Here is a 20,347-nt window from a genome sequence, read left to right on the forward strand (position 1 = left end):
CCCGACCCCGCCGCCGAGGCGTGGATGCGCCGGGCGCTGGCCCTCGCCGGGCGCGCCGCGGCCGCCGGTGACGTGCCCGTCGGGGCGGTCGTCGTCGACCCCGCCGGCGTCGTCGTCGGCGAGGGGTTCAACGTCCGCGAGGCCGAGGGCGACCCCACCGGGCACGCCGAGGTCGTCGCGCTGCGGGCCGCGGCGCGGGCGCTCGGCACGTGGCGGCTCGAGGGGTGCCGGCTCGTCGTGACGATGGAGCCCTGCCCGATGTGCGCCGGGGCGCTCGTCCTCGCCCGCGTCGCGCAGGTCGTCCTCGGGGCGTGGGACCCCAAGCTCGGGGCGTGCGGGTCGGTGTGGGACGTGCCGCGGGACCGGCGGGTGACGCACCGGGTCGAGGTCGTCGGCGGGGTGCTCGAGGAGGAGTGCGGAGCGGTCGTGCGCGACTTCTTCGCGGGGCACCGAGGGGCGTCGTCGGGCGCCTGACCAGTTCGTGCACCCTGTCGAAACTCTGTCGAAGGTTCCTGCTAGGTTCGACAGCGAACGGCCCCGACCGGGGTCGGACACCGTGAACGAAAGGGCCACCCCATGGGCATCATCGGCGCCCTCATCGGCGGCTGGCTGCTCGGCGTCCTCGGCTTCGACACCGACGGCAGCGGCGTGATCGTCAGCTTCATCACGGCCCTCATCGGCGCCTGCATCCTCCTGTTCGGCGTCAAGGCCGTCACCCGGCGCGCCTGACCCAGCGCCCCGGCCGGACCCCCGGCCGTCCCGTCCACGACGCCGCCCCCACCCTCCGCGGGGGCGGCGTCGTGGCGTCCCCGGCCCCGATTTCCGGCGGGTCCCGGGCCTCGGGTAGCCTCTCCGGCGGTGGCGTGTCCGAGCGGCCTAAGGAGCACGCCTCGAAAGCGTGTGAGGGTTTACGCCCTCCGTGGGTTCAAATCCCACCGCCACCGCCAGCACCGGGACCCCCGGGCGCACCGCGCCCGGGGGTCCTCGCGTCTCCCGGCCGGGGTGGTCCTGCTGAGCCGGGGCGGTCTCGCCGTGCCGGGGTGATGCTGCGGTGCCGTGGTGCTCTCGCCGGGCTGCGGTCCCCTCGCCGTGCCGTGCCGTCATGCCACCACGGCACGGCGAGGTCGCCCCGGCACGACGCAGTCACCCCGACCCCGCACCCGAACCGTGCGGGCGGAAGGGAAACCTTTCGAGTGGAAAGGAAACCTTTCGAGTGGAAGGGAAACCGTGCGGGTGGAAGGGAAACCTTGCCGCGTGCAAGGGAAACCTTCCGTGGGGTGAGGATCTCCGGGAGGCCACCTGCACAGCGGGGACACAGGGTCCTCCCGGCCCGCGTCCGGGCGGGACGGTGGATGATGGCGCTCGTGTCCAGCCTCCTCGAGCAGATCCTCGGGCAGCCGGCGTGGGTCGTCTACCTCGTCGTCGGGCTCGTCGTCCTCGTCGAGGACGCCCTCTTCGTCGGCTTCGTCGTGCCCGGCGAGACCGCCGCCATCCTCGGTGGCGTCACGGCCGCGATCGGCCACACCTCGCTCCCGTGGGTCGCGGTCGTCGTCATCGGCGCGGCGGTCGTCGGCGACAGCATCGGCTACGAGGTGGGGCGGGTGCTCGGACCGCGCCTCACCGAGGCCCGGATGCTGCGCCGGGCCCGGCCGCGCGTGGAGCAGGCCCAGGACTTCCTCGTCCGGCGCGGCGCGGTGTCGGTCTTCCTCGCCCGCTGGACCGCCTTCCTGCGTGCGGTCGTGCCCGCGCTCGCCGGCGCGTCCGGCCTGCGCTACCCGACCTTCCTCGTCTGGAACCTGCTCGGCGGCCTCGCGTGGGGGACGACGGTCGTCGTCGGCGGCTACCTCGCCGGGCGCAGCTACCAGCGCCTCGAGAGCTGGCTCGGGACCGGCTCGCTCGTCGTCGTCGCGCTCGTCGTCGTGGTCGCGGTCGTACTCCATCGTCGGCGGCGCGGCACCCAAAGCGCCGCTAGCGCCTGACTCAGCGGCGGCCCTGCGGGTTGACGAGGGTGGCGGCCGCCCAGGACCCGGCGAGGGTCAGCAGCGCCGCCAGCACGAACACCCACACGCCGTCGACGGCAGCCTCGGCCACCGCCAGCGAGAGCAGCATCACCGCGAGCGCCGTCCCCGCCGCGCGGACCGTCGCGAAGTACGTCCCCTTGTCCATGGCCGGGAGCGTAGGGCTGCCGCGTGACACGTGTCGGGTGGCGCGCCGGGTCAGGAGGTGGTCGGCTCCGGGCACATCGGCAGCTGGTCGGTGGGGGCGACGTAGGGCTTGAGGTTCGTGAACTTCGTGCCCAGGGCGATCTCGACGCTGCCGTCGGTGCGCTTGTCGTTGACGGCCTTCGTGCCCTTGGGCAGGACGGTGAGGAGGAGCCGCGCGTCGGGCCGCCCGGCCGGGCCGTACCGCACCTCGGCCACGGCGGGCGTCTTGCGCTCCGAGGTGTCGTTGCCGACCTTGCCGACGACGAAGCCCTGCTTCTCGAGCTGTTGCGCGGTGCGGGAGGCGAGGTTCGAGCGGTTCGTCGCGTTGTAGACGTCGACGGTGACCTGGCCGGGCACGCGCGCGTCGGGGTCGTAGGGCCGGCAGGTGGGGGCGGCCGGTCGGCTGGCCCGTGCCTGCTCGTCGGCGCGGTAGTACGAGAGCGCGTACCAGAACGCGAAGAACAGGCCGAGCAGGACGACGCCGATGACGACGACCGCTCGGCGGCGCCGACGGCGGGCCTCGACGGAGACCGGCGCCTCGTCCGCGTACTCGCTCACGGCGCGCTCAGAGGGTCAGCACGCGGGCGTGCAGGGTCGGGCGCTGCTGCAGCGCGGCGCGCAGGGCTCGGTGCAGGCCGTCCTCGAGGTAGAGGGTGCCCTCCCACTCGACGACGTGGGCGAAGAGGTCGCCGTAGAAGGTCGAGTCCTCGGCGAGCAGCGCGTGCAGGTCGAGCTCGCGCTTGGTCGTCACGAGCTCGTCGAGCCGGACGAGCCGCGGGGGCACGTTGGACCACTGCCGCCCCGAGTACCCGTGGTCCGGGTACGGGCGCGCGTCGCCGACGGCCTTGAAGATCACGCCGACCACTCTATGGGCCGAGCCCGCGGGGTCCGGCCGCGAAACCCCGGCGCGCACTACATTGGCGCGGGTGAGCGACAGCACCGAGTCCACCCTCCTCGACGCGATCCGGGCCGGCTACACCGTCGACGGGCCGGCCCTCGACCTCGGCGCGGCGGTCGTCGACGGCGCCGCCCACCCGGACGCCGTCGTCCGCATCCCGCTGTCGGCGATGAACCGCCACGGCCTCGTCGCGGGGGCCACCGGGACCGGCAAGACGAAGACGCTCCAGCTGATGGCCGAGCAGCTCGCTGCCCAGGGCGTGCCGGTGTTCCTCGCCGACGTCAAGGGCGACCTCTCCGGGATGGCGAGCGCCGGTGAGGCCAACGACCGCATCACGTCCCGATCGCAGGAGGTCGGCCTGCCGTGGACCCCGACCGCCTACCCCGTCGAGTTCTTCGCCCTCGGCGGCCAGGGCAAGGGCGTCCCGGTGCGCGCGGCGGTGTCGGCCTTCGGGCCGACGCTGCTCGCGAAGGTGCTGGGGCTCAACGCGACCCAGGAGTCCAGCCTCGGGCTGGTCTTCCACTACGCCGACAAGCGGGGGCTCTTCCTCGACACGATCGCCGACCTGCGCGCGGTCGTGCAGCACCTCACCTCGGACGAGGGCAAGGCCGACCTCAAGGAGCTCGGCGGGCTGTCGTCGGCGACGGCCGGCGTCATCCTGCGCGAGCTCATCACGTTCTCGGACCAGGGCGCCGACGCGTTCTTCGGCCTCCCCGAGCTGGACACCTCGCAGCTGATGCGCACCGCCCCCGACGGCCGCGGCCTCGTCTCGATGCTCGAGCTGCCGGCGGTGCAGGACCGGCCGCAGCTGTTCTCGACCTTCCTCATGTGGCTGCTCGCGGACCTCTTCCACGACCTGCCCGAGGTCGGCGACCTCGACAAGCCCAAGCTCGTCTTCTTCTTCGACGAGGCGCACCTGCTGTTCTCGGACGCGTCGAAGGAGTTCCTCGACGCCATCCAGCAGACGGTCCGCCTCATCCGGTCCAAGGGCGTCGGCGTCTTCTTCGTCACCCAGTCGCCCAAGGACGTGCCGGCCGACGTCCTCGCGCAGCTCGGCAACCGGGTGCAGCATGCGCTGCGGGCGTTCACGCCCGACGACGCGGCCGCGCTCAAGGCGGCGGTCAAGACCTACCCGCGGACCGACTACGACCTCGCCGAGCTGCTCACCTCGCTCGGCACCGGCGAGGCCGTCGTCACCGTCCTGTCCGAGAAGGGCGTCCCGACACCGGTGGCGTGGACGCGGATGCGGGCCCCCGAGTCGCTCATGGGTCCTTCGCCCGACGCCGTCGTCGACGCCGCGGTCGCCGCCTCGCCGCTCACCGCGCAGTACGCGCAGGCGCAGGAGCGCGACTCGGCCGCCGAGATGCTCGGGAGGGCCACGCAGGAGCGCGTCGCCGCCCAGCAGGCCGCGACCGAGGCCGAGGCCCGCGCGAAGGCCGACGCCGCGGCGGAGCAGGAGGCCGCGAAGGCCCGTGCGGCGGCCGAGAAGGCCGCGGCGAAGGAGCAGGCCGCGGCCGAGAAGGCGCGCGAGGCGGAGGAGCGCCGCCGGGCGCAGGAGCCGGGGATGGTCGAGCAGGTCGTCCGGTCCTCGGCCTTCCGCTCGATGCTGCGCTCCGCCGGCACCGCGCTCGGCCGTGAGATCACCCGCTCGGTCTTCGGCACCGCCCGGAGGCGCTGACGTGGCCACCCCGGATCTCGTCGAGCACGCCCGGTTCGGCCACGGCTACCTCCTCCAGCACGGCGGGTCGGTCCCGGCGCACGTCGAGGCGTGGCCGTCCCGCGCCGTCGGGGAGGCGGTGCTGCGCACGCACCCGCGCACGGTCGTCCACGAGTCGCTCGGTGGCCCCGACGAGGACCTCCAGGTCGTCGTCTGCGGTCAGCCGCTCGACGTCGACGCGGGCACGGCGGACGGCGCTCTCGTGGTCGAGCGGCTCCTCGGCGCGCTGCGGGCGGGGGACGGGGCCGCACTCGAGGCACTGGCCGCACTGTCGGGGCGCTGGACGGCGTTCCTGCGCAGGGGAACCCGCCTCGTCGTGTCCCCGGACTCGCACGCGACGCAGCCGGTGTTCTGGTCGGCGCGCGGGCGGAGGGTGCTGCGTCGGGCTGCGCTGGCGGTGGGCTCCCACGCGGTCCTGGTCGCGGGCGTCGTCGACGCCGGTCCGGACCACGCCGCGATCGAGCTCTACGAGCGGATCCGTGAGTTCCGGCCCAAGGGAACGATCTTCATGCCAGGGCTGACGACCACGCACGCCGGGGTGCTGCCGGTCTTCCCGAACTGCGTCCTCGAGGTCGACCTCGCCGCCCCCGACCGCTCGACCCACCGGCGCGTGTGGCCGGTGCGCGAGCGGGTGCCGGCCACGGTGGACGAGGTCTTCCCCCGGTTCGCCGAGCGCTTCGACGCCCTGGCCCGCCTCACGGCCGGTCTCGGCCGGGTCGGCATCAGCCTCACGGCCGGCCTGGACTCCCGCACGACGCTCGTCGGGGCGCGTCCGCACCTGGGGAACGACGACTTCGCCTACACCTACCTCAACCCCCGTGACCTCCCGCTGAGCGCCGGCGTCCAGGAGGACCTGTACGGGGCCAACGAGCTGGCTTTCCGGGCCGGGCTGCGGCACAGGGTGATCCGCTGGCGCAACCCCGGCCCGGACGACCCGTTCCGCGTCGCGCACGAGCAGTCCTTCCCGGGCCTCGCCTCGTCGCTCGGCGCCGCGACCGCCATGTTCCACGACCTGCCCCACGACTTCGTCGAGCTGCAGTCGATCCTCGCCGAGACGGGGACGTACTTCTACGGCGAGGAGCGCCGGACCGCGACCGAGCCGACACCGCGGGCGCTCGCCGCCCTGACCTACGGCAAGCCGGCCGCCGGTCGCGCGGCCTACGTCGCCGAGTTCGAGCGGCTCGTCGAGTACACGGGCTTCACGACGGAGGCGCTCGCGGGCCGCGACTTCCACGACATCACGTACTGGGAGCACCGGATGGCCAAGTGGGCCGCCCGCAAGTTCCAGGAGGGGGACATGGGCCACCGCGTCGCGCTGCCGTTCGCGGACCGCACGCTCATCGACCTGATGCTCTCACTGCCCCCGAGGGACCGCTTCGACAAGGTTCTCCTCCACCGGTTCCTCGCCCGCGAGCCCGAGCTGGCGGCCGTCTGAGGGCCGCTGCCCGCCGGCGGGTCAGAGGGCCAGCACGGCTCGCGCGTAGGCGCACTCGAGATCGGCGTCCTCGACGGAGTGCAGGTCGCCGGGGCCGGTCGCGTACTCGACGCGCCAGCCCTCGGTCGTGCGGACCACCGCCGAGAGCCGGTTGCCGAGCAGCCCGCGCAGCTGGTCCTCGCGGGGGAGCCAGAGGGCCTGGTCGAGCGTCACCGAGTCCAGTGCCCACTCGGTCGTCCCGTTGAAGCCGAGGAGCGACCGGCCGCCGTAGGAGTGCACCTCGACCGTCAGGTCGGAGATCCAGAAGACGTCGCCGGTCAGCAGTTCGGTGTCGATGACGAATCGGTCGCCGGGCGCGGGCTCCCAGAGCACGCCGGCCTCGACGAGGTCGCGGGCCAGCTCGACGGTGATCACCGTCCCAGTGTCACCCGGCCGGGGCCCTCGTGGCGAGGTCGGTGCGTCCGGGCGGACGCGGGCGCGACACCCGGGGTGTCGCGCCCGCTCGGCCCCTCACCCCCGGGGTCGCAGTACCGGCGCCAGGGTGTCGAGGACGGAGGCGTCCTCGATGGTGCCGGGCACGGTGGGTGTCTTGCCGTCGGCCATCTCGCGCATCGTCTTGCGGAGGATCTTCCCCGAGCGGGTCTTCGGCAGGGCGCCGACGACGTCGACCTGCTTGAGGCTCGCCACCGCCCCGACCTCGTCGCGCACGCGCTGGACGAGCTCACGGCAGATGCGCTCGCCGTCGGCCTCGGCGTCGACCCCGCCCTTGAGGACGACCAGCCCGCGCGGCACCTGTCCCTTGAAGTCGTCGGCGACGCCGATGACCGCGCACTCCGCCACGGCCGGGTGGCCGGCGAGCGCCGCCTCGATGGAGCCCGTCGAGAGCCGGTGCCCCGCGACGTTGAGCACGTCGTCGGTGCGGCCCATGACGTAGACGTAGCCATCCTCGTCGATCATCCCGCCGTCGCCGGTCAGGTAGTAGCCGTCGTAGACCGAGAGGTACCCCGCGACGTAGCGCTCGTCGTCGTTCCACAGCGTCGGCAGCGTGCCCGGCGGCAGGGGCAGCCGGATGGCGATGGCGCCCTCGGTGCCCGGGGGGACCGGCCGGGCCGACTCGTCGAGCACCTGCACGTCGTACCCGGGCACGGGCACCGACGGCGACCCGGCCTTGATCAGCATCGGGTCCAGGCCGCGCAGGTTGGCGGCGATGGGCCATCCGGTCTCGGTCTGCCACCAGTTGTCGACGACCGGCACGCCGAGGACGCCGGTGGCCCACTCGTAGGTGTCGGGGTCGAGCCGCTCGCCGGCGAGGAAGACGCACTGCAGCGAGGAGAGGTCGTGGTCCTTCGTCAGCGCGCCGGTCGGGTCCTCGCGCTTGATGGCCCGGTACGCCGTGGGGGCGGTGAACATCGCCTTCGCCCGGTACTGCGAGACGACCCGCCAGAACGCACCGGCGTCCGGGGTGCCGACCGGCTTGCCCTCGTAGAGGACGGTGGTCGCACCGGTGAGGAGCGGGGCGTACACGATGTAGGAGTGGCCGACGACCCACCCGACGTCGGAGGCGGTGAACCAGACGTCGCCGGGACCGATGTCGTAGACGTTCTCCATCGACCAGCGCAGCGCGACGGCGTGGCCGCCGTTGTCGCGGACGATGCCCTTCGGGCGGCCGGTCGTGCCGGAGGTGTAGAGGACGTAGAGGGGGTCGGTGGCCTCGACGTCGACGCAGCCGACCGGCTCGGCGTCGGAGACGACCTCGTCCCAGGTCATCTCCTCCCACTCGGTGTCGCGGACGCCGACCTGCGCCGGGGCCTGCTCGCGCTGCAGGACGATGACCGACTCGGGCTTGTGGCTGCTGCGGTCGAGGGCGCCGTCGAGCATCGGCTTGTACTCGACGACCCGGCTCGGCTCGATGCCGCACGAGGCCGAGACGACGACCTTGGGCTGCGCGTCCTCGAGACGGGCGGCGAGCTCGGCCGGGGCGAAGCCGCCGAAGACGACCGAGTGGATCGCGCCGAGGCGGGCGCAGGCGAGCATCGCGACGACGGCCTCGGGGACCATCGGCATGTAGACGACGACGCGGTCGCCCTTCTCGACGCCGAGCGAGGCGAGGGCGCCGGCGAAGCGCGCGACCCGGTCGAGGAGCTCGGCGTAGGTGAACGTGGCGGTCGTGCCGGTGACGGGGGAGTCGTAGTGGAGGGCGGGCTGGTCGCCGCGGCCGTCGCGGACGTGCCGGTCGAGCGCGTTGAAGCAGGTGTTGAGCCGGCCGCCGCGGAACCACCGGTAGAACGGCGGGTTGCTGTCGTCGAGGACGGTCGTCGGCGGGGTGCTCCACTCGACGGCCCGCGCGGCCTCGCTCCAGAACGCGGTGGGGTCGGAGATCGAGCGCTCGTGGGCCGCTCGGTAGGCGCCGTTGCTCATGGGGTCATCCTCGGCCCGCCGTGCGGCGGCCGTCCACGGAACGTGACGCACCAGTCCGTGGACGGCCGGGACGCGGCGACGAGCGGGCGGAGGAGCGGCGTCGCCGCTGCTCGACACGGGGGTTCGTCCACGAGACCCCGGCTCCGAGCCGGGGTCTCGTGGACATTTCGGGGTGACCCCGAAAAGGTGGGGCGGGAGTGGCGGGTCAGCCCCAGGCCTCGGCGCGGGTGAGGCAGAACGGGTGCCCGCTCGGGTCGAGGACGACGCGCCAGGTCTCGCCGGGCTGCTCGTCGGGCAGGGTGCCGCCGAGCCCGACGACCTCCTGCGCCGCGGCGTCGAGGTCGTCGACGGCGAGGTCGAGGTGGAACTGCTTGCTGCCGTGCTCGTTCGGCCAGCCCGGCGCCTCGTACCCCTCGACGAGACCGAAGCCCAGCGCGAGACCGTCCGGGCTCGTGAGCATCCCGTACTCGTCCTGCTCGTGCGCGACGGTCCAGCCGAGCACCGCGTGCCAGAAGGCGACGTCGCGGCGCACGTCGGAGCTGTCGAGCGTGACCATCTTGAGGGCGGCGGTGGCCATGGAGGGGTCCTCTCGTCGGGGGTCGGTGTCGCCCACGATGCCTAGGCTGGCGCCGTGCCGGATAGGACGAACGCGACGGCGACGACCGGTGGGGTGCTGCGCCCGGACGAGCTCGCGCGCCACCTCGCGCTCGAGCGGCGACCGGCCGGCGCCGCCGTCGCGCCGTGGGTCGAGAACCACTGGCGCCTCGCCTGGGACCTGCCGCCGGGGCGGTCCTACGTCAGCGAGGTGCTGCCCCACCCCACCTGCTCGCTGACCGTCGAGGACGCCACCCACCCGCGCCCGGGGGTGCCGCCGGGGGAGCGGGTCGTCGTGACGGGCGTCAGCACGCGGCGCTTCGACGTCGAGCTGCGCGACCGCGGCCGGGTGCTCGGGGTGCGCTTCCGGCCCGGTGGCCTCACCGCGCTGACCGGGCTCGACGCCGCGGCGTGGTCGGACCGGACGGTCTCCGCCCGCGCCGTCCTGCCCGCCCCGTTCGTCGACCGCCTCGCCGACCCCGCGCTCGCCGACGACCCCGACGCCTGGGAGTCCACGGCCGAGGAGGGCCTCGCCGCCCTCGACCCCGGCCCCGACGAGCGGTACGACGAGGTGCTCGCGGTCGTCGGGGCGATGCTCGCGGACCCCGCGCTGCTGACCGTCGGCGAGGTGGCGCGGCGGCACGGGTGCAGCACGCGCCGCCTCCAGCGGCTCTTCGCGCAATACGTCGGCGTCGGCCCGAAGTGCGTGCTCGCCCGGTACCGGATGCACGACGTCGTCGCCGCCCTCGACGCCGGCTACGACGGCACCCTCACCGACCTCGCCGTGCGCCACGGCTGGTACGACCAGGCGCACTTCACCCGCGACTTCACGGCGCTCGTCGGGGTCACCCCCGGGCGCTACCGGGACCGGCGCTCCTGAGCGGCGGAGATCCTTCCCGTTGCCGGACCGCCGATGTGTGACTAAGTTTCATCGCGTCCCACAATGACGTGAACAAGTTACGCACCGGAGGTTCCCCGTGCCCTCGACGCCCACCCGCCGCACCGCCCTCACCGCCTCGATGGCGCTCGCGCTCGCCGGCGCGGCCGCCCCCGCCGCCTCGGCGGGCGGCCACCGCCCCGGCCACCCGCGCCCCGGCCACCACCACGGCTGGGTCACCTCGACGATGGCGCGGATGACGCTGCGCGAGAAGGTCGGCCAGCTCTTCGTGCAGCAGGTCTACGGCAGCGTCGCCGACGCCCCCGACGAGCGCAACGTGCCGCTCTACGGCGTCGCGAAGCCCTCCGAGGTGGTCCAGAAGTACATGCTCGGCGGCGTCATCTACTTCGCGTGGACCGACAGCGTCAAGGACCCCGACCAGATCACCGCCCTGAGCAACGGCCTCCAGAAGGCCGCGCTCACCCGCCGCACGAGGGCCCGCGTGCCGCTGACGATCGGGGTCGACCAGGAGCAGGGTGTCGTCACCCGCATCGGCCCGCCGGCCACCCAGTTCCCCGGCTCGATGGCCCTCGGCGCCGGCCGCAGCACCAAGGACGCACGCACCGCGGCCGCCATCACCGGCCAGGAGCTGCGGGCGATGGGCATCACGACGAACTTCGCCCCCGACGCCGACACCAACGTCAACCCGCTCAACCCGGTCATCGGCACCCGCTCGTTCTCGTCCGACCCGGCGCTCGCCGCCGACATGGTGGCCGCGCAGGTCACCGGCTACCAGCGCGACGGCGGCGTCATGTCGGCCGCCAAGCACTTCCCGGGCCACGGCGACACCGCGACCGACAGCCACGTCGCCTTCCCGGTCATCACCCACACCCGGCAGCAGTGGGAGGAGATCGACGCGCCGCCGTTCGAGGCCGCGATCGCCGCCGGCATCGACATGGTGATGACCGCCCACCTCTCGTTCCCGGCCCTCGACGACAGCGGCGACCCCGCCACGCTCAGCCGGCCGATCCTCACCGGCCTCCTGCGCGAGGAGCTCGGCTTCGAGGGCGTCATCGTCACCGACTCCCTCGAGATGCAGGGCGTGCGGGACAAGTACGGCGACGAGGAGGTCGCGGTGCGGGCGCTCGAGGCGGGCGTCGACCAGCTGCTCATGAGCCCGGCCCTGCCGCAGGCGTTCGAGGCGGTCGTCGCCGCCGTCGAGTCCGGCCGGATCAGCCGCCGCGACCTCGACGCCAAGGTCCGCCGCGTCCTCACCCTCAAGGCCGAGCGCGGGGTCGTCGAGCGTCCGTGGGCCGACCCGCGCCGCGTCGACCGCGTCGTCGGCACGCCCGAGCACCTCGCCACCGCGGCCGCCGTGACGAACCGGACGACCACGCTCGTCCGCAACGACGACGGCGTCCTCCCGATGGCCGTGCGCGGCAAGGACCTCCTGGTCACCGGCTACGGCGAGACGACGACGCGCACCCTCGCCGCCGGCCTCGACGCGCAGGGCGCGACGAGCACCGTGCTCGTCACCGGCAGCGCACCGACCGACGCCCAGGTGGCGGCGGCCGCGGCGGCCGCGGCCGGGCGCGACGCCGTCGTCGTCACGACGATGAAGGCCTGGGACACCGCGGTGACCGACAAGAACCGCGGGCAGCAGAAGCTCGTCGCCGCCCTGCGCGCCACCGGCGTCCCGGTCGTCGTCGTCGCCACCCGCGACCCCTACGACGTCGCGTACCTCGGCGACGCCGAGACCTACCTCGCGACGTACAGCTACAGCCCGGTCGCGCTCGAGGCCGCCGCCCGCGTCATCGCCGGCGCGGTCGCCCCCACCGGGAAGCTGCCGGTCGACGTCCCGGTCGCCGGCGACCCCTCCACCGTCCTCTACCCCTTCGGCCACGGCCTCGGCTACTGAGCCGCCGCGCCCCTCGATCAGGAGCAGACCCCATGACCTCCCTGGACCGCCGCAGCCTCTTCGCGGCCACCGCCGTCACCGCCGCCGCCACCGCGGTCGGTGCCCCCGCCGCCCACGCCTCCGGCCGCCACGGCCACGGGCGCGGCGTCACGACCGGCGCCGACCGCGCCGCCGCCGACCGCTGGTCGGTCCTGCGCGGCCGGAAGGTCGGCGTCGTGACCAACCCGACCGGCATCCTCGCGAACCTGCGCAGCGTCGTCGACGAGATGCACGAGTCGGGCCGGGTCGACCTGCGCGCCGTCTTCGGGCCGGAGCACGGCTTCCGCGGCACGGCGCAGGCCGGCGACGCCGAGGAGACGCACACCGACCCGCGCACCGGCGTCACCGTCTACGACGCCTACGGCGCCGGGGCCGACTCGCTCTCGGCGATGGTCCGCGAGGCCGGCGTCGACACCGTCGTCTTCGACATCCAGGACGTCGGCGCGCGCTTCTACACCTACATCTGGACGATGTACACGGCGATGCGGGCCGCGGTCCGCACCAGCTGCTCGTTCGTCGTCCTCGACCGGCCGAACCCGATCGGCGGCATCGCCCGCGGTCCGATGATGACGACCGCGTTCACGACCGGGGTCGGCGCCAAGGAGATCGTCCAGGTCCACGGGATGACCGTCGGCGAGCTCGCGCGCTTCTTCGACGGCGAGTTCCTCGAGGGCGACGAGGGGAAGCGCCTCGGAGACGCGCTCGAGGTCGTCGAGGTCTCCGGCTGGCGCCGCGACGCCCTCTTCGCCGACACCGGCCTGCCCTGGGTGATGCCGAGCCCGAACATGCCGACCCCCGACACCGCTTTCGTCTACCCCGGCACGTGCCTCTTCGAGGGCACCAACCTGTCCGAGGGTCGCGGCACGACGCGGCCGTTCGAGCTCGTCGGCGCCCCGTTCGTCGACCACCGCTGGGCCGAGCGCCTCGAGTCGCGCCGGGTGCCGGGCGTGGACTTCCGGGAGGCGTACTTCAACCCGATCCAGAGCAAGCACGTCGGCGTCGTCTGCGGCGGGGTGCAGGTGCACGTCACCGACCCCGAGCGGCTCGACGGGCCCCGGCTCGGCGCCGAGATGCTCGTCGCGGCCAAGGCGCTCTACCCCGAGTTCGCCTGGCGCAAGGACTCCTACGACCCGCAGCGCCCCTACTGGGTCGACAAGTTGACCGGCTCCCCGCGCCTGCGCGAGATGGTCGACGCGGGGGCCTCGGCCGACGCGGTCGTCGCCGCCTGGCGCTCCGAGCTCGCCGCCTTCGAGCGCCGCCGCCGGCCGTACCTCCTCTACCGCGGGGGCCGCGCGTGAGCCGCCGCGGCTGGGGCGCCGTCGCCGTGGCCGGTGTGCTCGCCGCCTCCGTGGCGACGGCGGGCCCGGTGTCCGCCAACGACTTCGACCGACCAGAGAAGGGGTTCATGCCCGCGAACACCGTCCTGCGCGACCGCGCCCCCGAGCGCGTCGGCCTCGACCCGGCGCCCATCGCCGAGGCCGAGCGGTTCATCGAGTCGCACGAGGAGGCCCCTGCCGCGGGGGGACACCCGATGTACGCCGGCGCCGTCGGCGTCATGGGGCACGACGGCGCGGTCGTCGCCCGCCACGCGAGCGGGTGGGCCTCCCGGTGGAAGGACGCCACCACCGAGCTCCCGCGCGACCAGTGGGAGCCCATGCGCGACGACACGGTCTTCGACCTCGCCTCGGTGAGCAAGCTCTTCACCTCCATCGCCACCGTCCAGCTCATCGAGGACGGCACCGTCGACCTCGAGGCGCCCGTCGCGACCTACCTGCCCGAGTTCGGCGTCAACGGGAAGCAGGACGTCACCGTCCGGATGCTCCTGACCCACACCTCGGGCTTCACCTCGTGGCTGCCGCTGTGGTCGAAGTACCCGGACGTGCCCTCGCGGATCAAGGCCGTCATGGACCAGCCGCCCACCAACGCGCCGGGCTCCACCTACCTCTACAGCGACCTCAACCTCATCACCCTCGGCGTGATGGTGGAGCGCCTGTCCGGCAAGCCCCTCGACCGGTTCGTCCACGACCGCATCACCGCGCCGCTCGGGATGCGCGACACCGGCTACAACCCGACCGACCGCGAGCGCACGGCGGCGACCGAGTACCAGACCGCGCCCCCGCGCGGGATGGTCCGCGGCGAGGTGCACGACGAGAACGCCTGGTCGCTCGGGGGCGTCGCCGGCCACGCCGGCGTCTTCTCCACGGCCGACGACCTCGCGGTCCTCTCGCAGGCGCTGCTCAACGGCGGCACCTACCGGGGCCACCGGATCCTCGACCGGCGCAGCGTCGAGATGCTGATCACCAACTTCACCGAGGACTTCCCCGGCGACGCCCACGGCCTCGGCTTCGAGCTCGACCAGCGCTGGTACATGGACGCGCTCTCCGGTCCGCGGACCGCCGGGCACACCGGCTACACGGGCACGTCCATCGTCATCGACTTCGACAGCCGCTCCTTCGCGATCCTCCTGACCAACCGCGTCCACCCCTCGCGGGAGTGGGGGAGCAACAACACCGCCCGGCAGGAGTGGGCCCGCGGACTCGCGTTCGCGATGCCCGTCGACCCGCGCCACGGCCGTACGGCCTGGACCGCCGGGGGCGCGAACGCGACGACGGCCACGCTCACCGCGCCCGTCGACGTGCCGCGCGGCGGGGCGCGCCTCGGCTTCGACCTCTTCGTCGACACCGAGGACACCGACGTCCTCACCCTCGAGACCTCGTCCGACGACGGCGCGACGTGGGCGCCCCTGCCGTTCGCGCTGCGCGACCGCGGCCCGGCGCAGGAGACCGACGGCACGATCTCGGGCGAGCACGGGCGGCGCTGGATGCAGGCCCGCGCCGAGCTGCCCCGGGGCGACCTGCTGCTGCGCTGGCGGATGACGACCGACGCCGTCTACCTCGGGCGCGGCGTGCTCGTCGACGGCGTGCGGGCCACGGCGGGGCACCGGGTGCTCCTCGACGGCGAGCGCCGTCCCGGCGTGTTCGACCCCCGCGGGTGGAGTGTCGTGCAGCGCGCGTCCTAGGTTGTGCGCATGGCCACGCAGCCCACCGACGGTGCCCCGTCCCTCCTCGTCCGGCTCCGCGGCGTCCGGCCCTCGCTCTCACCGGCCGAGGACCGCGTCGCGGAGCAGGTGCTCGCCGACCCGCGGGCGGCCGCCGGGCTGACCATCAGCGAGCTGGCGGTGGCGGCCTCGACGTCGGAGACGACGGTCCTGCGCTTCTGCAAGCGGCTCGGGCTGCGCGGCTACCCCCAGCTGCGCCTCGCGCTGGCCGAGGCCTCGACCGGAGGACGCCCGACGGCGCCGACGAGCGACATCAGCGCCGACGACACCGTCGACGACGTCATCGCCAAGGTCGCCTACGCCGACGCCAGCGCGGTCGAGGAGACCGCGCAGACCATCGACCGCGAGGCCCTCGCCGCGACGGCGGAGGCGATCTCGCGGGCCGGCCGGGTCGACGTCTACGGCATCGGGGCCAGTGCGCTCGTCGCGATGGACCTCCAGCAGAAGCTGCACCGCATCGGCACGGTCGCCTTCGCGTGGAACGACCCCCACATCGCGCTGACGAGCGCCACGCTCCTCGGCCCGGGCGACGTCGCCATCGGGATCTCGCACTCCGGCACGACGACCGAGACGGTGGAGGCGCTCGAGCTGGCCCGCAGCCGGGGCGCGACGACCGTGGCGGTCACGAACTTCCCGGTGTCGCGCCTGGCCGAGGGGGCCGACCAGGTCCTCGCGACGGCCGCGCGCGAGTCGAGCCTGCGCTCGGGCGCGACGGCCAGCCGGATCGCGGCGCTCACCGTCGTCGACTGCCTCTACATCGCCGTCGCCCAGCACGACCTCGCCCGCGCGCAGGACGCCGTCGAGCAGACCCGGCGGGCGGTCTCGGGGCACCACGTCCGCTACTGAGGACGTAACTTGTTCACACCATTGACGCACGCCGCGTAGGAAAGTAACATCGCCGCCGTGATCACCGAGGCGACCGTCCTGGCCCCCACCGAGGAGCGTCACCCCGGCACCGTCGGCATCGACGCCCTGGGCACCCTCGAGGTGCTGCGGCTGCTCAACGCCGAGGACGCCCGGGTCGCGCCCGCGGTGGCCGAGGTGCTGCCGCAGCTCGCCGCCCTCGTCGACGCCGCCGTGGCGGCGGTGCGGGCCGGTGGCACCGTGCACTACGTCGGTGCCGGCACGTCGGGGCGGCTCGCCGTCCTCGACGCCGCCGAGCTGTTGCCCACCTTCAACGCCCCGCCCGGGCTCGTCGTCGCCCACCACGCCGGTGGGCCGGCGGCCCTGCTGCGCGCCGTCGAGAACGTCGAGGACGACGCCGACCAGGGCGCCGCCGACCTCGACGACGTCGCCGCCGGGGACGTCGTCGTCGGGCTCACCGCGTCCGGCCGCACGCCGTACGTCGCCGGAGCCCTCCGGCTCGCCCGCGAGCGGGGCGCCGTCACCGCGCTCGTCACCGCGAACCCGTCGCCGGAGCTCGGCCCGCTCGCCGACCACTGCCTCGCGGTCGACACCGGCCCCGAGGTCATCACCGGCTCGACCCGCCTCAAGGCCGGCACCGCCCAGAAGCTCGTCCTCAACGCGTTCTCGACCGCCGTGATGATCCGGCTCGGGCGCACGTGGTCCAACCTCATGGTCGACGTCGTCGCGACGAACGCGAAGCTGCGCGGGCGCGTCGTGCGCATCCTGCGCGAGGCCACGGGGGCCGGCGACGACGAGGCCCGCGGCGCCCTCGAGGCCTGCGACGGCGAGCTCAAGCCCGCCCTCGTCGCCCTCCTCGCCGGCGTCGACGCCGCGACCGCCCGCCGCGCCCTCGCGGCGGCCGAGGGGTCGGTCGCGCACGCCCTCGCCGCCCTCCCCGTCCCGGGCCCCGTGCCCGCCCCCGGCACCCCGTCCGTCCCCACCGACAGCAGCACCCCACGGCCCCCGGCCCACGTCCCGACAGGAGACCCCGCATGACCTTCCGTTCCCGCAGGACCGGCACCGCCCTCGTGGTGGGCGCCGGCCTCCTCGCCCTCGCGGCGTGCGCGCCCTCGTCGTCCTCGGGCGACGGCGGCGCCGACGGCGACTCGACGACGCTGACCGTGTGGTCCTGGCGCGTCGAGGACAAGGCCGCGTACGAGAAGATCTTCGACGCCTACGAGGCGAAGAACCCGGGCGTGACCGTCGACTTCAAGCCGTTCAAGGCCACCGAGTACAACAAGATCCTCGCCACCGGCCTGGCCGGTTCCGACGGCCCGGACGTGCCGCAGGTCCGCTCCTACGGCGGCCTGCAGACGACCGTCGCCTCGGGCTCGCTGGTGCCGCTCGACGACGCGGTCGACCTCTCGGCGTGGGACGAGAACATCGTCGCCGGCGCCAAGGGCAAGGACGACGGCAAGCTCTACTCGGTGCCGCTCGCCCGCCAGGCCACGGTCCTCTTCTACGACAAGAAGATGTTCGCGGACAACGGGATCCAGGTGCCCACGACCTGGGACCAGTTCATGTCGGTCAACGACACGCTGCTCGGCAAGGGCATCACCCCGCTCGCCGTCGGCGCCAAGGACGACTGGACCCTCCCGATCGTCCACGAGGTCCTCGGAGCCAGCCGGTTCGGTGGCGCGGCCTTCCAGAAGTCGGTCCAGTCCGGCGAGAAGGACTTCACCGACCCCGACTTCGTCGCCTCGGTCGACGTGCTCAAGGGCCTCGAGAAGTACATGCCGAAGAGCGTCACCGGTGTCGCCGTCACCGACGCGATGACGCTGTTCTCCTCCGGCAAGGCCGCGATGTACCCGGGCGGCTCCTACGACCTCGCCGCGCTGCAGACCGCCAACCCCGAGATGGACCTCGGTGTCTTCCAGGTGCCCCCGGCGCCGGGCGCCCCGAGCGGCTCGGAGGCGACGACCGCGGGCTGGGCCGACGGCAACTTCGCGGTCAACGCGAAGTCGCCGCGCAAGGAGGCCGCCACGAAGCTCGTCCAGTGGATGGCCACGCCGGAGTTCGGCCAGATGGTCGCCGACGACATCAAGCAGATCTCGGCCGTCCCCGGCGTCACCTACTCCGACCCGGTCCTCAAGGACGTCGCCGCGAACCTCGACGCGAACGGCTCGCCGTACCTGCTGCTCACCGACTTCCGGTACGGGTCGCCCTCGGGCACCGACCTGCTCGGCAAGGGCACGCAGGAGCTGTTCCTCGGCAGCAAGGACGCCGAGACGGTGAGCACCGAGCTCAACGAGGGCGTCATGACCTGGTTCGAGCCGACGAGCTGACCCACCCGACCCCGGCCCCGGGGGGGGGGGGCGGGGCCCCCCCCCCCCCCCCGGGGGGGGGGGGGGCCCCCCCCCCCCCCCCCCCCCGGCCCCCGGCGCGGCCCCCGCGCCGGTCGCCGGGCGAGCCGGTCGGCCACCCCATCCCGACCTCCACCCCGGAAGACCATGAACCGACGCACCGGACTGCTCTTCGTCACCCCGGCCCTCGCGCTGTTCGGGGTCTTCGTCCTCTACCCGATGGTCACCTCGTTCTCCTACGCCTTCTACGGCTGGGCGGGCACGGCGCGCCAGGGGTTCGTCGGCCTCGAGAACTTCACGGCGCTGTTCACCCGCGCCCCCTTCACCACCGACCTGCCGCGCGCCCTGTGGCACAACGTCCTGTTCTTCGTCGGGACGATGCTCGTGCAGAACACGATCGGCCTCACCGTCGCCTTCCTCCTGCACCGCCGGGCCCGCACCCGCCGTGCGCTGCAGACGCTCTACGCGATGCCCTACCTCGTGAGCCCGATCGTCATCGGCTACCTCTGGACGCTGCTGCTCTCGCCGACCTTCGGGCCGGTCAACACGCTGCTGACGAAGGTCGGCCTCGAGTCGTGGGCCCTGCCGTGGCTGGGCGACCCCGACACGGCGCTCTGGGTCGTCATCCTCGTGAGCGTCTGGCAGTGGATCGGCTTCCCCGTGCTGCTCTACGGGGCGGCGCTCGGCGGGGTGCCCGACGAGCTGACCGAGGCCGCGCGCGTCGACGGCGCCTCCAACGGGCAGGCGTTCCGCCGGGTCGTCCTCCCGCTGCTCGTCCCGGCCATCGGCACGGTGAGCGTCCTGACGTTCATCTTCGCGATGGAGGCGTTCGCGCTGCCGTACGCCTTCGGCGGCTCCACCGGCAACCCCGCCGGCTCGACCGACTTCCTCTCGCTCCTCTTCTACCGCACCGCGTTCGACTCCGGCTCGACCGACGCCATCGGCACCTCGTCGGCCCTCGCGACGCTGCTCTTCCTCCTGATCTTCGGAGGGGCGTTCGGCGCCACCGCGGTCCTGCGCCGCCACGAGAAGGGAATCACCGGATGAGCGTCGTCCCCGCCGGCATCGGTGCCGCCGACGAGCGCACCGACGTGACGAGCACCCCCGACGGCGTCCTCGCCCCGAAGCGCCCGTCCGGGCGTCGGGGGACCCGTGGCCGGCAGAAGCCGGTCGGCGGCCGCACCGCGAGCGTGCTGCTGTGGGTCTACGCCGCGTTCGCGCTCATCCCCCTGCTGCTCATGCTCAGCAGCTCCTTCCGCAGCAACGGCGACCTCATCTCCGACCCGCTCGGTGCACCCTGGCCGCTGTCGTTCGACGCGTACCGGGAGGCCTGGACCGCAGGCAACTTCGCGACGTACTTCGGCAACAGCCTGCTCGTGACCCTCGGCGCAGTGCTGCTGTCGACGACCGTCTCGACGATGGCGGCGTACGCCTTGGCCCGGGGCCGCTCGCGCATCTTCCGGTGGCTCGAGTCCCTCTTCCTGTCGGGCCTCATGCTCCCGATCCACCTCGCGATCCTGCCGATCTTCTACCTCTTCGACGGCGCGGGGCTCATCGACTCCCGGCTCGGGCTCGCGCTGATGTACGGCGCCTCGGGTGTGCCGTTCTCGATCTTCGTGCTCACGACGTTCTTCCGGCAGCTGCCGGCCGAGCTCGAGGAGGCCGCGACGCTCGACGGCGCCACCGCGTGGCAGACCTTCTGGCGGATCATGGTGCCGCTCGTGCGCCCGGCCGTCGCGACCGTGGCGGTCTTCCGGTTCGTCCCCATCTGGAACGACTTCCTCTTCCCCCTCGTCCTCCTGCGCACGCAGGACAAGTACACGCTTCCGGTCGGCCTGACCACGTTCTTCGGCGAGAACGCGACGAACTACGCGGCCGTCTTCGCGGGGCTCGTCATCACGACCATCCCGCTCATCGTGCTCTTCCTCGTCGCCACCAAGCAGATCGTCGCCGGGTTGACGGCGGGCATGGCCAAGTGAT

20 protein-coding genes and 1 tRNA gene are annotated in these 20,347 nt (G+C 73.7%); 15 read left to right on the top strand and 6 right to left on the bottom strand.

What is annotated here, in order from left to right; all coding sequences use genetic code 11:
- The first annotated feature begins 24 nt into the window (after positions 1-24).
- From KMZ30_RS14315 to KMZ30_RS14330, 4 genes are all read left to right on the top strand, one after another.
- The gene (locus KMZ30_RS14315) at positions 25-474 is read left to right on the top strand and encodes a nucleoside deaminase (RefSeq protein ID WP_215513132.1); all 450 of its coding nucleotides are present in this window, start codon (positions 25-27) and stop codon (positions 472-474) included.
- Positions 475-576: 102 nt separating this feature from the next.
- Positions 577-729 carry a GlsB/YeaQ/YmgE family stress response membrane protein gene (locus tag KMZ30_RS14320; protein ID WP_215520051.1) on the top strand — a complete coding sequence of 51 codons (153 nt, stop codon included), beginning with the start codon at positions 577-579 and terminating at the stop codon, positions 727-729.
- A 128-nt stretch (positions 730-857) separates the two neighbouring features.
- Positions 858-947: transfer RNA gene (locus KMZ30_RS14325), tRNA-Ser, on the top strand.
- 408 nt (positions 948-1,355) lie between these two features.
- Positions 1,356-1,979, top strand: coding sequence for a DedA family protein (locus KMZ30_RS14330; protein ID WP_226902526.1), 624 nt, complete (start codon positions 1,356-1,358; stop codon positions 1,977-1,979).
- Between the two features lies 1 nt (position 1,980).
- On the opposite strand, the gene KMZ30_RS14335 is transcribed toward KMZ30_RS14330, so the two are convergent.
- The 3 genes from KMZ30_RS14335 to KMZ30_RS14345 are packed head-to-tail and all read right to left on the bottom strand — an operon-like array spanning position 1,981 to position 3,060.
- The gene (locus tag KMZ30_RS14335) at positions 1,981-2,166 is read right to left on the bottom strand and encodes a hypothetical protein (RefSeq protein ID WP_215512983.1); all 186 of its coding nucleotides are present in this window, start codon (positions 2,164-2,166) and stop codon (positions 1,981-1,983) included.
- A 50-nt stretch (positions 2,167-2,216) separates the two neighbouring features.
- On the bottom strand, positions 2,217-2,762 hold the full coding sequence (locus KMZ30_RS14340) for a LytR C-terminal domain-containing protein (RefSeq protein WP_215512982.1): 546 nt from the start codon (positions 2,760-2,762) through the stop codon (positions 2,217-2,219).
- Positions 2,763-2,769: 7 nt separating this feature from the next.
- The gene (locus KMZ30_RS14345) at positions 2,770-3,060 is read right to left on the bottom strand and encodes a type II toxin-antitoxin system VapB family antitoxin (RefSeq protein WP_215512981.1); all 291 of its coding nucleotides are present in this window, start codon (positions 3,058-3,060) and stop codon (positions 2,770-2,772) included.
- Positions 3,061-3,130: 70 nt separating this feature from the next.
- Here KMZ30_RS14345 and KMZ30_RS14350 point away from each other — a divergent pair, with 70 nt between their 5' ends.
- A complete protein-coding gene (locus tag KMZ30_RS14350) occupies positions 3,131-4,780 on the top strand; it encodes a helicase HerA-like domain-containing protein (protein WP_308279745.1) in 1,650 nt (549 codons plus the stop codon).
- A 1-nt stretch (position 4,781) separates the two neighbouring features.
- The gene (locus KMZ30_RS14355) at positions 4,782-6,254 is read left to right on the top strand and encodes a hypothetical protein (RefSeq protein WP_215512979.1); all 1,473 of its coding nucleotides are present in this window, start codon (positions 4,782-4,784) and stop codon (positions 6,252-6,254) included.
- A 21-nt stretch (positions 6,255-6,275) separates the two neighbouring features.
- On the opposite strand, the gene KMZ30_RS14360 is transcribed toward KMZ30_RS14355, so the two are convergent.
- The 3 genes from KMZ30_RS14360 to KMZ30_RS14370 all read right to left on the bottom strand — a co-directional run bounded on the left by KMZ30_RS14360 (position 6,276) and on the right by KMZ30_RS14370 (position 9,249).
- The gene (locus KMZ30_RS14360; RefSeq protein WP_215512978.1) at positions 6,276-6,668 is read right to left on the bottom strand and encodes a hypothetical protein; all 393 of its coding nucleotides are present in this window, start codon (positions 6,666-6,668) and stop codon (positions 6,276-6,278) included.
- A 96-nt stretch (positions 6,669-6,764) separates the two neighbouring features.
- Positions 6,765-8,672 (bottom strand): propionyl-CoA synthetase, encoded by a 1,908-nt coding sequence (locus tag KMZ30_RS14365; protein ID WP_215512977.1) that lies wholly within the window; start codon positions 8,670-8,672, stop codon positions 6,765-6,767.
- 205 nt (positions 8,673-8,877) lie between these two features.
- Positions 8,878-9,249 (bottom strand): VOC family protein, encoded by a 372-nt coding sequence (locus KMZ30_RS14370; RefSeq protein WP_215512976.1) that lies wholly within the window; start codon positions 9,247-9,249, stop codon positions 8,878-8,880.
- A gap of 54 nt (positions 9,250-9,303) precedes the next feature.
- On the opposite strand from KMZ30_RS14370, the gene KMZ30_RS22400 reads away from it, so the two are divergent.
- The 9 genes from KMZ30_RS22400 to KMZ30_RS14415 all read left to right on the top strand — a co-directional run bounded on the left by KMZ30_RS22400 (position 9,304) and on the right by KMZ30_RS14415 (position 20,346).
- Positions 9,304-10,146, top strand: coding sequence for a DUF6597 domain-containing transcriptional factor (locus KMZ30_RS22400; RefSeq protein WP_215512975.1), 843 nt, complete (start codon positions 9,304-9,306; stop codon positions 10,144-10,146).
- 97 nt (positions 10,147-10,243) lie between these two features.
- Positions 10,244-12,061: a glycoside hydrolase family 3 protein gene (locus tag KMZ30_RS14380; protein WP_308279743.1), complete on the top strand. Its 1,818-nt coding sequence runs from the start codon at positions 10,244-10,246 to the stop codon at positions 12,059-12,061.
- A 32-nt stretch (positions 12,062-12,093) separates the two neighbouring features.
- Complete coding sequence (locus tag KMZ30_RS14385; protein WP_215520052.1) at positions 12,094-13,398, top strand: exo-beta-N-acetylmuramidase NamZ family protein; 1,305 nt, start codon at positions 12,094-12,096, stop codon at positions 13,396-13,398.
- Entirely contained in the window at positions 13,395-15,119 is a 1,725-nt protein-coding gene (locus KMZ30_RS14390) for a serine hydrolase domain-containing protein (RefSeq protein WP_215512973.1), read from the top strand. Before KMZ30_RS14385 ends, KMZ30_RS14390 begins: the two co-directional genes overlap by 4 nt.
- Positions 15,120-15,128: 9 nt before the next feature.
- Positions 15,129-16,004 carry a MurR/RpiR family transcriptional regulator gene (locus KMZ30_RS14395; protein WP_215512972.1) on the top strand — a complete coding sequence of 292 codons (876 nt, stop codon included), beginning with the start codon at positions 15,129-15,131 and terminating at the stop codon, positions 16,002-16,004.
- Positions 16,005-16,061: 57 nt separating this feature from the next.
- Complete coding sequence (gene murQ, locus KMZ30_RS14400; RefSeq protein ID WP_215512971.1) at positions 16,062-17,060, top strand: N-acetylmuramic acid 6-phosphate etherase; 999 nt, start codon at positions 16,062-16,064, stop codon at positions 17,058-17,060.
- Entirely contained in the window at positions 17,057-18,349 is a 1,293-nt protein-coding gene (locus KMZ30_RS14405) for an ABC transporter substrate-binding protein (protein WP_215512970.1), read from the top strand. The genes murQ and KMZ30_RS14405 overlap by 4 nt, the downstream gene beginning before the upstream one ends.
- A 165-nt stretch (positions 18,350-18,514) precedes the next feature.
- On the top strand, positions 18,515-19,414 hold the full coding sequence (locus KMZ30_RS14410) for a carbohydrate ABC transporter permease (RefSeq protein WP_036828654.1): 900 nt from the start codon (positions 18,515-18,517) through the stop codon (positions 19,412-19,414).
- Positions 19,411-20,346 carry a carbohydrate ABC transporter permease gene (locus KMZ30_RS14415; protein ID WP_215512961.1) on the top strand — a complete coding sequence of 312 codons (936 nt, stop codon included), beginning with the start codon at positions 19,411-19,413 and terminating at the stop codon, positions 20,344-20,346. Before KMZ30_RS14410 ends, KMZ30_RS14415 begins: the two co-directional genes overlap by 4 nt.
- Position 20,347 lies beyond the last annotated feature (1 nt).

It is taken from the genome of Phycicoccus mangrovi (assembly GCF_018729305.1).
In the GTDB taxonomy this organism is placed as follows: Bacteria; Actinomycetota; Actinomycetes; order Actinomycetales; family Dermatophilaceae; genus Phycicoccus; species Phycicoccus jejuensis.